Raw genomic sequence first — 12,272 nt, 5'->3', positions numbered from 1 at the left:
CACGTCAGATCACTCCGTTCGACTTGAGCAGGCGCAACTCCTCGTCACCGAGGCCGAGTTCGCCGAGGTAGACCTCTTCGTTGTGCTCGCCGAGGAGCGGGGACGCGGTCACCTCGACGGGGGAGTCGGAGAGCTTGAGCGGGCTGCCCACCGTGACGAACTCGCCGCGCTCGGGGTGCGGGACGCGCACCACCATCTCGTTGGCGGCGAGCGAGGTGTCCTCGATGATCTCCTTGGTGGACAGGATCGGCCCGCACGGGATGTTGTGCGCGTTCAGCCGCTCCAGCACCTCCCACTTGGGGAGCGTGGCCGACCACTCCTCGATCAGCTGGAACATCTTGTTCAGCTTCGGCAGCCGGGCCTCGGGGGTCGCCCACTCGGGGTCGTCGGCGAGTTCGGGCCGGCCGATGAGTTCGCTGATCGGCTGCCAGCCGACGGGCTGGACGATGACGTACACGTAGTCGTTGGGGCCGCCCGGCGCGCACTTGACCGCCCAGCCGGGCTGGCCGCCGCCGGACGCGTTGCCCGAACGGGGAACCTCGTCGCCGAAGTCCTCGTTGGGATATTCAGCGAGGGGGCCCTGTGCCAGGCGTTGCTGGTCGCGCAGCTTCACCCGGCACAGGTTGAGTACAGCGTGCTGCATCGCCACGTTGACCCGCTGCCCACGCCCGGTGTGCTCCCGCTGGTACAGCGCCGCGAGTATCCCCGCCACGGCGTGCACCCCCGTCCCCGAGTCCCCGATCTGGGCTCCCGTCGCCAGCGGCGGCCCGTCCTCGAAACCGGTGGTCGCCATCGACCCGCCCATGGCCTGCGCGACGACCTCGTACGCCTTGAAGTCGGTGTACGGGCCGTCCCCGAACCCCTTGATGGAGGCATAGACGATCCGCGGATTGATCTCCCTGATGCGGTCCCAGGTGAACCCCATGCGGTCGACCGCGCCCGGCCCGAAGTTCTCGACCATGACGTCCGAGCGCCGTATCAGCTCGGTGAGGATCTCCTTGCCGCGCTCGGTCTTGGTGTTCAGGGTGATGCTGCGCTTGTTGCAGTTGAGCATCGTGAAGTAGAGCGAGTCGACGTCCGGCAGGTCACGCAGCTGCCCCCGGGTGATGTCGCCGGTCGGTGCCTCCAGCTTGACGACATCGGCACCGAGCCAGGCGAGCAGCTGGGTGGCCGAGGGCCCGGACTGGACGTGGGTCATGTCGAGGACGCGAATGCCCTCAAGTGCCCTGGCGGTCATGGGCGTTCACCTCACTTGTACATGGTCTGGTTCATGGTTCCGGGGGCGTACGCGTCCGGGTCGACCCAGACGTTGATCAGCGACGGCCTGCCCGACTCGCGGGCGCGGCGCAGGGCGGGGCCGATGTCGGCGGGGGCGCGGACCTCCTCGCCGTACCCGCCCAGCATCTGCGCGAACTTGTCGTACGCGACGTCGCCGAGGGTGTTGCCGACCCGCTCGCGCTCCTTGCCGTACTTGGCGGCCTGGCCGTAGCGGATCTGGTTCATCGAGGAGTTGTTGCCGACGATGCCGACGAACGGGAGGTCGTAGCGGACGAGGGTCTCGAAGTCCCAGCCGGTGAGGGAGAACGCGCCGTCGCCGAAGAGGGCGACGACCTCCTTGTCGGGGCGTGCCTGCTTGGCGGCGAGCACGAAGGGGACCCCGACGCCGAGCGTGCCGAGCGGGCCCGGGTCCATCCAGTGGCCGGGAGATTTGGGCTGCACGACCTGCCCGGAGAAGGTGACGATGTCGCCGCCGTCGCCTATGTAGATCGAGTCCTCGGTGAGGAAGTCGTTGATCTCGCTGACCAGCCGGTACGGGTGGATCGGGGAGGCGTCCGAGCGCAGCTGCGGCAGCCGCTTCTCGAGCGCGGTCTGCTCGGCCGCGCGCAGTTCGTCCAGCCACTCCTTGCGCTGGGGCGCTCCGCCGTTCAGCCGACCCGAGGCGGCCTCGGTCACGGACTTCAGCACCAGGCCGGCGTCGCCGACGATGCCGAGGTCGATGTCCCGGTTTTTGCCGACCGTGCGGTAGTCCAGGTCGATCTGGACGACCGTGGCGTCGGGGGAGAGACGCTTGCCGTAGCCCATGCGGAAGTCGAACGGGGTGCCGACGATCACGATGACGTCGGCGTTCGAGAACGCGTACCGGCGGGAGAGCTGGAAGTGGTGCGGGTCGCCGGGCGGGAGGGTGCCGCGGCCGGCGCCGTTCATGTACGCCGGGATGTCGAGGGCGCGGACGAGCTCGATGGCGGCCCCGGTGCCGCGGGTCGTCCACACCTGGCTGCCCAGCAGGATCGCGGGCCTCTCGGCGTGCACCAGCAGGTCGGCGAGCTTCTCGACGGCCTCCGGGTCGCCGGCGGTCCGGGTCGAGGCACGGTAGGCGCCGGACCGGGGCACCCTGGCCCTGTCCGCCGGGACCTCGGCGTCCAGGACATCGCGGGGGATCTCCAGGAAGGAGGGGCCGGGGGCGCCGTGGTAGCACTCGCGGAACGCCATCGACACCATGTCCGCGGCCCGCGCCGTGTCCGGCACCGTCGCAGCGAACTTGGTGATCGGCGTCATCATGTCGACGTGCGGCAGGTCCTGCAGGGACCCCATCTTGTGCTGGGTGAGCGCCCCCTGGCCGCCGATCAGCAGCATCGGGGACTCCGCGCGGAAGGCGTTGGCGACCCCGGTGACGGCGTCCGTCGTCCCCGGACCGGCGGTGACGACCGCGCAGCCGGGCCTGCCGGTGATGCGCGCGTAACCGTCGGCGGCGTGGGCGGCGACCTGCTCGTGGCGGACGTCGACGACCTCGATGCCCTCGTCGACGCAGCCGTCGTAGATGTCGATGATGTGGCCGCCGCACAACGTGTAGATGCGGTCGACCCCTTCGGCCTTCAGAGCCTTGGCGACGAGGTGACCGCCGGAAATCACGTCCTGGGTGTCGTCGGGCATGGCGAAGCCCTGTCCCTTCGTAGGGGGTTGGAACGCTCTCAGTACATTGCATACAGTCGACGAATACTGTATGAAGCTTGTTATCCCGCATCCGGTGAGTGGTGTCCAGGGGGCGTGCGGCACTTTTGAGACAGGAGCCGAAATGGACCTGTACGAACACCAGGCAAGGGAACTCTTCGAGGAGCACGGCATCGTGGTGCCGAGGGCCGAGGTCACCGACTCGCCCAAGGAAGCACGTGAGATCGCTCGCAGGCTCGGCGGACGAGTGGTGGTGAAAGCCCAGGTCAAGACCGGCGGACGAGGCAAGGCGGGCGGTGTGAAGCTCGCCGCCGACCCGGCCGCCGCGGAGCTCACCGCACGCCGGATCCTCGGCATGGACATCAAGGGCCACACGGTCGGCAAGGTGATGCTCGCCCAACCCGTCGACATCGAGGCCGAGTTCTACGTCTCCTATGTACTCGACCGCGCGGCGGGCACCTTCCTCGCCATCGCCTCCGCCGAGGGCGGCATGGAGATCGAGGAGGTCGCGGCAAGCCGCCCGGAAGCAATCGCCCGTATCCCCGTCGACCCGGCCGAGGGCGTCACCTCGGCGAAGGCGGGCGAGATCGCCGAGGCGGCGGGGCTTCCACCGCAGAGCGTCGACGTTCTTGTACGACTGTGGGAGGTGCTCGTCCGCGAGGACGCGCTGCTCGTCGAGGTCAACCCGCTCGTGCGGACCGCCCAGGGCCGCATCCTCGCCCTCGACGGCAAGGTCACCCTCGACGACAACGCCCGCTTCCGGCAGGCACGTTGGGGGGACGGGCCGCAGGAGCACCACGATCCGCTGGAGGCGGCGGCCGCCGAGCGCGGCCTCAACTACGTGAAGCTCGACGGCGAGGTCGGCATCATCGGCAACGGCGCGGGCCTGGTCATGTCGACCCTCGACGTGGTCGCCGGCAGCGGTGCGCGGCCCGCCGACTTCCTCGACATCGGCGGCGGCGCCTCCGCCCGGATCATGGCCGACGGTCTTTCGGTGATCCTCTCCGACCCGGCCGTCAAGTCCGTCTTCGTCAACGTCTTCGGTGGGATCACCGCCTGCGACGCCGTCGCCGACGGGATCGTGGCGGCCGTCGACAGCATCCGGCTGACCAAGCCGCTGGTCGTCCGCCTCGACGGCAACAACGCCGCCCGGGGCCGCGCGATCCTCGACGAGCGCGCGCACCCGCTGGTCGAACAGGTCACCACCATGGACGGCGCCGCCCGCCGGGCCGCCGAACTCGCCCGCACCGCCTGAGGAGGGGGAACATGGCCATCCATCTCACCAAGGAGAGCAAGGTCCTCGTCCAGGGCATGACCGGCGGCGAGGGCATGAAGCACACCCGGCGCATGCTCGCGGCCGGCACGAACATCGTCGGCGGGGTGAACCCGCGCAAGGCCGGCCGGACCGTCGACTTCGACGGGCAGTCGGTGCCCGTCTTCGGGTCGGTCGCCGACGGCATGCGGGCGACCGGAGCCGACGTCACCGTCGTCTTCGTCCCGCCGGCCTCCGCCAAGGCCGCCGTCACCGAGGCCGCCGACGCCCGCATCCCGCTGGCCGTCGTCATCACCGAGGGCATCCCGGTCCACGACACCGTCGCCTTCACCCACTACGCCGCCGAGCGCGGCACCCGGATCATCGGCCCCAACTGCCCCGGCCTGATCACCCCTGGCCAGTCCACCGCGGGCATCATCCCCGCCGACATCACCAAGCCCGGCCGCATCGGCCTCGTCTCCAAGTCGGGCACGCTCACCTACCAGCTGATGTACGAGCTGCGCGACATCGGCTTCTCCACCTGCGTCGGCATCGGCGGTGATCCCGTCGTCGGCACCAGCCACATCGACTGCCTGGCCGCCTTCCAGGACGACCCCGACACCGAACTCGTCGTCCTCATCGGGGAGATCGGCGGCGACGCGGAGGAGCGCGCGGCCGCCTACATCCGCGAGCACGTCACCAAGCCCGTCGTCGGCTACATCGCCGGGTTCACCGCGCCCGAGGGCCGGACCATGGGCCACGCGGGCGCCATCGTCTCCGGCTCGGCCGGTACGGCGCAGGCGAAGAAGGAGGCGCTGGAGGCGGCCGGAGTCCAGGTGGGCCGGACCCCGACCGAGACGGCGGAACTCGTCCTCGCCCAGCTCGCCGGGGCGTAGTGACACGCGTCCGTACAGCGTCCGGCGCACGACGGTGCGAGCCGTGCGCCGGACGGCCCTGCACCTCATCTCCCGGGAAGGGCCCGACGGGCCCCTTTCTCTCGACCGTGCACCGAGAGCGGAGCATCCGAATGGCACCCACCCTCACCGTCAAAGCCGGAACGTCCTGGGCCGAGGCCTGGCAGCGCTGCCTCGCCGCCGCGCCCGAGGCGTTCCGGGACGACCGCGTCCTCAACCTCTGGAACGCCGCCTGGCACGCGGACGGCCGGGCGCTGCCCGCCATCAGCCCCGTCGACGGCAGCCCGATCGCCGGCCCGCCCCGGCTGGACGCAGCCGCCGCCCGGCAGGCCGTGCGGGCCTCGCTCGACCAGCACCGCGCCTGGCGGCACATCCCTCCGGCCGAACGCCGGGCACGGGTCGCGGCCACCCTCGACGCACTCACGGAACACCGTGAACTGCTCGCCCTCCTGCTCGTCTGGGAGATCGGCAAGCCCTGGCGGCTCGCCCAGGCGGACGTCGACCGGGCCATCGACGGGGTCCGCTGGTACGTGGACGGCATCGAGCCGATGATCGCCGGCCGGGCACCACTGGACGGCCCGGTGTCCAACATCGCCAGCTGGAACTACCCGATGAGCGTCCTCGTCCACGCCCTGCTGGTCCAGGCGCTCGCGGGCAACGCGGTCATCGCCAAGACCCCGACCGACGGCGGGGTCGCCTGCCTGACCCTCGCCTGCGCGCTCGCCGCCCGGGAGGGCATCCCCGTCACCCTGGTCAGCGGCAGCGGAGGCGAGCTGTCGCAGGCGCTGGTGCGCGCGCCCGAGATCGGCTGCGTCTCCTTCGTCGGTGGCCGCGACACCGGCGCCGCCGTCGCCACGGCCGTCGCCGACCTCGGCAAACGGCACGTCCTGGAACAAGAGGGCCTGAACACCTGGGGCATCTGGAACTGCTCGGACTGGGACGCAGTCACCGCGGTCATCCCGAAACTCTTCGACTACGGCAAACAGCGCTGCACGGCCTACCCGCGGTTCGTGGTCCAGCGGGATCTCTTCGACGCGTTCCTCGCCGCGTATCTGCCGGCGGTGCGTCGCGTGTGTGTCGGCCACCCCCTGGCGGTGGAGCGCACGGACGACCCCTTCCCCGACCTGGACTTCGGCCCGGTGATCAACGCGGCCAAGGCGAAGGAACTGCGCGACCAGGTCACGGAGGCCGTCGACCGCGGCGCCGTCCCCCTGTACCGCGGCAAGGAGGCCGACGGCCGCTTCCTGCCCAGACAGGACACATCGGCGTACGTCCACCCGGTCACCCTGCTCAACCCGCCCCCCTCCTCCCCGCTCCACCACGCGGAACCCTTCGGCCCGGTCGACACGATCGTCCTGGTCGACACGGAGGCGGAGCTGCTGGCCGCGATGAACGCGTCCAACGGCGCCCTGGTCGCGACCCTCTCCACCGACGACAGGGCCACGTTCGAGAGGCTGGCACCGCAGATCCGCGCCTTCAAGGTCGGCCACGGCGAGCCCCGCTCCCGCGGCGACCGCGACGAGCTCTTCGGCGGCTTCGGAGCGTCCTGGCGCGGGGCCTTCGTCGGCGGTGAGCTGCTGGTGCGAGCCGTCACGCAGGGCCCGGCGGGTGAGCGGCTGCCCGGGAACTTCCCGGAGTACCAGCTGACGCCCTGACCCGCACATCCCTGCGCACGGTGCGCGACCGCTCACCCGCCGTACACCCCCGGCGGCCGTGGCCCTCCGACCGCCCCGGCCGCCGCTCGCCGCACAGATACGCAGGTGAAACGCACTCCGAAACCTTGGTATTGTTGTCCATGTCGCCGCGGGGAACAGCCCCGGCAAGGCGGCAGACACCTTGTCCGGGTGGCGGAATGGCAGACGCGCTAGCTTGAGGTGCTAGTGCCCTTTATCGGGCGTGGGGGTTCAAGTCCCCCCTCGGACACCAGCCGGGACGTTCACGAGATCGTCCCGAAGCGTTCACGAATTACCGGTCGAGTCATGTGACTCACCGGTATTTCGTCGTTTCTGGGGCCTTCGGGCCTCGTGATCGGCCCGGTGAGGGCTACGACCTCGGTGGGGATGTAGGCGGTGACACTCTCGGCCAGTGACGCCGCAGGTCCGGCAGCTGGCGTGCGAGATGAGACGTCTTGCCGGCCGCTTCGTAGGCTCGGTTTTATCGGCTCCAGGACGGGGCTGGCCCGTCGCCCTTTGAGCGCGGCTGCAGCGCCGCTGGCCTGAGTAGTCTCGGTAGGGGTGTGCTGGGTGGTGTCGGATGGTTCTCCATCGTCCGGAACCACCAGGTCAGAGGACTTACGCCATGAGGCGTGATCCACCTTGTGACAGCTTGTGTCGCACCATCCGCTCACGCATTGCTCACGCAGCAGGGGCTGGTCACCAGTGCGTTCGTTCCTTCCAGCGCGGCTTTGCTTTCCGGGGTGTCTCAAGGCAGCGCCAGGTTAGTACTCCAGCGTGACTTCGTGGTGTTGCAATGGAGCTGGTCGAGCGGTACAAGGCCGCGCCGGACCGGCGCCCTTTCGGGTGGCGGTCCGGCGCGGCCCGGTGTCAGCTCGCGGTGCGGGCGGGCGGATCAGCCCCAGGAGGTGCCGGCCGGCTCGCGGACCACGGCGTTGAGGCGGTTGAAGAAGTTGGTGACGCCGATCAGCAGGATCAGCGCGGAGAGCTGCTCCTCGCCGTAGTACCCGCGCAGGCGGTCCCACAGTTCGTCGGACACCGCGTCCTCGGAGCGGTCGGCCAGCCTGGTGGTCCGTTCGGCGAGTTCGAGCGCGGCGCGCTCGGCGTCTGTGAAGAACGGTGCCTCCCGCCAGGCGGCGACCGTGGCGATCCGTTCCTCGCTCTCGCCCGCCTTGCGCAGGTTCTGCACATGGGCGTGGACGCAGGCGCTGCAGCCGTTGAGCTGGCTGGCGCGCAGCGCGACGATCTCCTGCAGCTCGTGCGTGATTCCGCCCTGGCCGATGGCCTTGATGATGCTGCCGATGCCCTTCATCGCGTCCGGCAGGACGAACGCGGGATTCTTCATGCGTGATTCCATGCCGCCCAGCCTCCCGGCCGACCATCACCATGATCAACGTAGACTTCCGCGCTGATCGATAACCGTGGGATTATCGATCGAGGACACGGGGGGTCCAGTGGAAATCCGGGACATCGAGATCTTCCTGGTGCTCGCCGAGGAGCTGCACTTCGGCCGGGCCGCCGAGCGCCTGCACGTCTCCCAGGCGCGAGTCAGCCAGACCATCAAGAAGCAGGAGCGCCGGATCGGCGCCGCGCTGTTCGAGCGCACCAGCCGTACGGTTCGGCTGACCGAGGTCGGCCGGCAGCTGCGCGACGATCTGCAGCCTGTGTACATGGGCCTGCACGAGTCGCTGGAGCGGGCCAGGATGGCCGGGCGGGGAGTGACCGGGCGGCTGCGGGTCGGCATGATGCCGTTCAACATCGTCGACCTGCACCACTACTGGCGTGCGTTCCGCAGGCACCATCCCCGATGGGAGCTGCAGATCAGGCCAGCGCCGTACGCCGACCCGTTCGGCGCGCTGCGCGCCGGCGCCATGGACGTCTTCGTCGCCTGGCTGCCGGTGGAGGAACCGGATCTGACGATCGGTCCGACGCTGCTCACTGACCCTCGGGTGCTGGCCGTGGCCGACCACCACGAGCTCGCCGGGCGCGACACCGCGCCGCTGGAGGCGTTCGCGGACTTCGCGCACGCGACCACCACCGGCGTCCCGGACTACTGGGAGGACAGCTACCTGCCCTTCCACACCCCGCGCGGCCGTGCCATCGAGCGTGCCCATCTGGTGCTCGGCCCGGACGAGTTGATCAGTCTGATCTCGATGGGTGACATCGTGCAGACATTCCCCCGCCACGTGACGCGGTACTGGGGCATGCCGAACATCCGCTGGCTGCCGGTGCCCGATCTGGCCATCCTCAGCTACGCGCTGGTCTGGCGCGGCGAGGCCGAGAATGACGCGATCCGCGCGCTCGCCGACACCGTGCGCGACCTGGGCACGCTGGTGCTCTGATCAGTGCCTGTGGCTGATGATCAGAAACACGCGCTTCCCTTGTCACGCGACGACGTGACTCTCGCCAACCGCTCGGACCCGTGGCCCGGAGGCGGGCCACGGTCGAGGAACGGCTGGAGCGCGCTGCAGCCAACTATGCCGACGGCGAGCCGGTCGGATGCGAGGAGATCGCCAAGGACACACCTGAGCCGGCGTGCCTCGTGGAGGTGGAGCGGTTCTGGGCCCGGGTCGGCGGGAGGGAGGAGCTCGGCGCCCGGCTGAACCCGACGAACGCCTCCCGCCCAAGTTGCTGCACTGGTCGAACTGGCGCAGACACCACCGAGCCGCCGCCCGTCGCAGCCACTACCGACGACGACTCGACAGTCCTTCAACCGGATGGATCACGAAGTCACACTGGAGTGCTGGTACTCCAGTCGAACTTGTGTATTTTTGCTGGTCAACGGCCTGGCAGTGGGGAGTGTTGCGAGGGTTTGGCCTGCGCGGGACGGTCTTGGGCCGGCCGTCCACCCAATGTGCGCGCGCCGCATGTAATGACAACGCCGGGCACGTGCTTGGTGGCGACGTCGCCATCGGGACCACTTCACCCCGTGGTCGCGGCGTGCAGGACGGCGACGGGTTCAGCTGCCAGCAGACGACGGATTTCGGCTGGTGTGAGGGACACGAGGTCGGGTGTGTCGGCCTCGTCACCCCCATGCCTCGGGCGGGGCCTGGGCGAGGACGTGGTCGATGCGCGGGCCGTGGATTGGCTGGGACTTGGGCATGGCGACCACGTAGGAGAAGGTCGCGCTCCGAGGGGGCTCGAGTGCCACTCTCGAAGCGCGAAGCCTTCGACCTGCGGCCCACCGCCCGCCACACCCTGCTGTGCGTGAGGCAAGACGGCCTGTGCGGCGCCGAGTGGACTTTCGCGGCCTACCTGTTCGAGCTGGGAGGGCTGCCGGTTGCCTGGCAGCTGAGTGTCCGCTGGCGTGGCGCTCTCCTTTCCGGAGGTCATCTCTTTGCTTCGGCTGGGTCCCAGCACCACGGCAGCACCACGGAACGGGGCAGGTGTCTGAGGGCCCAACTGGCCAGTCGATATCGAGCACTGGGAATGCTGACCAGTCGGCCTCGATCGAGATCACGCAGGGCTACCATGGCGACCTGGTCAGCGGAGAGCCAAGTCCAGGGGAAGTTCTTCGTGGCGAGGGCGGCTCGCTCATGGAACTCGGTACTGGTGTATCCGGGCAACACCGCGGTCATGCACACGCCGGACCGACGGACCAGCTGGGACCGGCCGACAGACTCGGTGAAGGCGAGGATCCAGGACTTGCTCGGGGGGTAAGTGCTGGCCAGCCAGATCCGAGAGCAGCTACCGACGCCACGCATGCGCGCCCTGCTCGACGGCATCGACGCAAGCGAGCACCGGCTGCGCGGCGTGGTGCACTGCGCCATGCACATCGATGACGCGCCGCTGGACGAACTGACCGTCGCACGGTTCGCGGCGGCGCTGGCCCCCAAGATGCAAGGGGCGTCGGTCCTGGACCGGCTCACCCGCAAGCGGGACCTCGACCTGTTCCTGCTGATCCCTTCCGAGGCCGCCGACACGTGCACCATCAACCAGGCCCCCTACGTCGGCGGGAACCTCTACCTTGAGGCCCTGGTCCGTCAGCGTCGCCAGGCGGGGATCCCGGCCCACGCCATTGCCTGGGGAGCCCTCGACGAGACCGGATACGACGTCCGTAACAATCTCACGGCCCAGCTCGCTGTTGCGGGTACGCCGCCGCTCGGCTGGAAGGACGCCTTCTCGGCGGCCGACGACATCCTCACCCGTGACATCCCGGTGGCCTGCGTAGGCCGCTACAACTGGGGCCGGCTCCGAGTCCTGCTGCCTCTCGTCACCGCTCCCCGGCACAGCCTGATCGTCCCGACCTACGAAGAGATCGACGGCCAGTCCCAGGAGGAATTCCTGGCCTCCCTGGCCGGGCTGCCGCCGACACAGGCCCACGCCGCGCTGCAGCAAGCCGTCACCCAGATCATGGCCAAGGCCATGACGATGGAACCCGGTGCACTGGACCCGCACCGGCGGCTCGACGAGTACGGATTCGACTCCCTGATGGCCACGGAACTCCTGCTCTCCGTGCGCCAACAGTTCAACGTTGGCATCCCTCCCATGAGCCTGTTCCGCGGCGGCACCATCCGCCGCATCACCACATCGCTGCACCTGCGCCGGGGCCTGACCGAACCGTCCACACCGGCCCCGGCGACCGGCAGCGTGGCAGCAAGGATCTCCGCACAAGCCACACCCGACAATCCGACCGACCACTTCCCGCCCGATCGCACGCCTGCGCAAGCCACCCACTGAGCGCCCTGCTCCATCGATGGTGCCGTTGCCTTGGCCATGGCAGAGGGCACCGGAGCATGCCCTGAATCACCGTGATCAGCGCCGCCGCGTCCGCGACGCCTGCGGCGACGGCGTAGCTGCCGCTGGAGGGCCCTGAGCAGCAGAGCGCTGCGTGGCCCTCACCGAGGCGGCGGATACGCCGGGTCAGCGCACGGGCGAGGCTGTGGGCATCGTCTAGGGTGCGCTGCCCGAGCGTCTGGTCGAGCACGGTAGCCGCGTTGTGCCCTGCGGTCTCCGCCTCGGTGAGCACGGTGGCCAGTGCGTCCCAGGCAGGGTCGGCCAGTACGCGCTCTGCGTGCTCTGGTACCGCCTCCTGGAGGTGATGGGCGAAGCGGCGCTTGGCCTGGAGGCTGGGAGAGCGTTGCGCGATGCCCGCCAAGACCGGTCCGGTCTGCGTGATCGCGGTCGTCGACCAAGGGCCCGGACGCTAGGCGGAGGAGGCCGAGCGGGTCTTCGAGCGCTTCTACCGCTTCGACCCTCCCGCTCCCGGGACCACGGCGGCAGCGGCCTCGGCCTCGCCATCGCCACAGCGATCACCCAAGGGCACGGCGGACGCGTGGATCTGGACATCAGGCCAGGCCAGGGACGCGTTTCCCGCTTGGCCCTCCCCTTGGTCGACGGGGCCCGACCTGTCTGAGAAAGAGCGCCCAGCGCTGCATCGTGTCCTCGCCAGCGCCTGGGGTGACCAGGCATGTTTGCCCCGCGTGCACCCATCGCATTTGCGTGAATCTGCATCCCGCAGCAGCGGTGACCGGCCAGGTGGTT

10 protein-coding genes, 1 tRNA gene and 1 pseudogene are annotated in these 12,272 nt (G+C 69.6%); 7 read left to right on the top strand and 5 right to left on the bottom strand.

Annotated elements, in window-relative coordinates:
* Positions 1 to 4 precede the first annotated feature (4 nt).
* Together frc and ACZ5DS_RS10670 are read right to left on the bottom strand one after the other, a co-directional pair.
* Positions 5 to 1,237 (bottom strand): formyl-CoA transferase, encoded by a 1,233-nt coding sequence (gene frc, locus ACZ5DS_RS10675; protein ID WP_468235857.1) that lies wholly within the window; start codon positions 1,235 to 1,237, stop codon positions 5 to 7.
* A gap of 11 nt (positions 1,238 to 1,248) precedes the next feature.
* On the bottom strand, positions 1,249 to 2,931 hold the full coding sequence (locus tag ACZ5DS_RS10670) for a thiamine pyrophosphate-binding protein (protein ID WP_468235854.1): 1,683 nt from the start codon (positions 2,929 to 2,931) through the stop codon (positions 1,249 to 1,251).
* Positions 2,932 to 3,073: 142 nt separating this feature from the next.
* Here ACZ5DS_RS10670 and sucC point away from each other — a divergent pair, with 142 nt between their 5' ends.
* The 4 genes from sucC to ACZ5DS_RS10650 all read left to right on the top strand — a co-directional run bounded on the left by sucC (position 3,074) and on the right by ACZ5DS_RS10650 (position 7,041).
* Complete coding sequence (gene sucC / locus ACZ5DS_RS10665) at positions 3,074 to 4,204, top strand: ADP-forming succinate--CoA ligase subunit beta (RefSeq protein WP_468235852.1); 1,131 nt, start codon at positions 3,074 to 3,076, stop codon at positions 4,202 to 4,204.
* An 11-nt stretch (positions 4,205 to 4,215) separates the two neighbouring features.
* Complete coding sequence (gene sucD, locus ACZ5DS_RS10660) at positions 4,216 to 5,097, top strand: succinate--CoA ligase subunit alpha (protein WP_468235849.1); 882 nt, start codon at positions 4,216 to 4,218, stop codon at positions 5,095 to 5,097.
* A 131-nt stretch (positions 5,098 to 5,228) separates the two neighbouring features.
* Positions 5,229 to 6,770, top strand: coding sequence for an aldehyde dehydrogenase family protein (locus ACZ5DS_RS10655; protein ID WP_468235847.1), 1,542 nt, complete (start codon positions 5,229 to 5,231; stop codon positions 6,768 to 6,770).
* Between the two features lie 183 nt (positions 6,771 to 6,953).
* Positions 6,954 to 7,041: transfer RNA gene (locus ACZ5DS_RS10650), tRNA-Leu, on the top strand.
* 642 nt (positions 7,042 to 7,683) lie between these two features.
* Here the strand turns inward: ACZ5DS_RS10650 and ACZ5DS_RS10645 are convergent.
* Positions 7,684 to 8,145, bottom strand: a complete 462-nt coding sequence (locus tag ACZ5DS_RS10645) for a carboxymuconolactone decarboxylase family protein (protein WP_361234094.1) — start codon at positions 8,143 to 8,145, stop codon at positions 7,684 to 7,686.
* A gap of 97 nt (positions 8,146 to 8,242) precedes the next feature.
* On the opposite strand from ACZ5DS_RS10645, the gene ACZ5DS_RS10640 reads away from it, so the two are divergent.
* Positions 8,243 to 9,130 (top strand): LysR family transcriptional regulator, encoded by an 888-nt coding sequence (locus ACZ5DS_RS10640; RefSeq protein WP_468235844.1) that lies wholly within the window; start codon positions 8,243 to 8,245, stop codon positions 9,128 to 9,130.
* Positions 9,131 to 9,813: 683 nt separating this feature from the next.
* Here ACZ5DS_RS10640 and ACZ5DS_RS10635 read toward each other — a convergent pair.
* Positions 9,814 to 9,939, bottom strand: a complete 126-nt coding sequence (locus tag ACZ5DS_RS10635) for a hypothetical protein (RefSeq protein ID WP_468236446.1) — start codon at positions 9,937 to 9,939, stop codon at positions 9,814 to 9,816.
* A 551-nt stretch (positions 9,940 to 10,490) separates the two neighbouring features.
* Here ACZ5DS_RS10635 and ACZ5DS_RS10630 point away from each other — a divergent pair.
* A complete protein-coding gene (locus tag ACZ5DS_RS10630) occupies positions 10,491 to 11,468 on the top strand; it encodes a beta-ketoacyl reductase (RefSeq protein ID WP_468235841.1) in 978 nt (325 codons plus the stop codon).
* A gap of 75 nt (positions 11,469 to 11,543) precedes the next feature.
* Here the strand turns inward: ACZ5DS_RS10630 and ACZ5DS_RS10625 are convergent.
* Positions 11,544 to 11,898, bottom strand: a pseudogene (locus tag ACZ5DS_RS10625) (mobilization protein); the annotation flags it as partial.
* Between ACZ5DS_RS10625 and ACZ5DS_RS10620 the strand changes: the two are divergent.
* Positions 11,830 to 12,144, top strand: a complete 315-nt coding sequence (locus ACZ5DS_RS10620; protein ID WP_468236417.1) for an ATP-binding protein — start codon at positions 11,830 to 11,832, stop codon at positions 12,142 to 12,144. The pseudogene ACZ5DS_RS10625 and the gene ACZ5DS_RS10620 overlap by 69 nt on opposite strands.
* Positions 12,145 to 12,272: the final 128 nt, after the last annotated feature.

The sequence above is a fragment of the Streptomyces sp. NPDC031100 genome (genome assembly GCF_055570785.1).
This window is presented reverse-complemented; position numbering and strand designations above follow the sequence as displayed.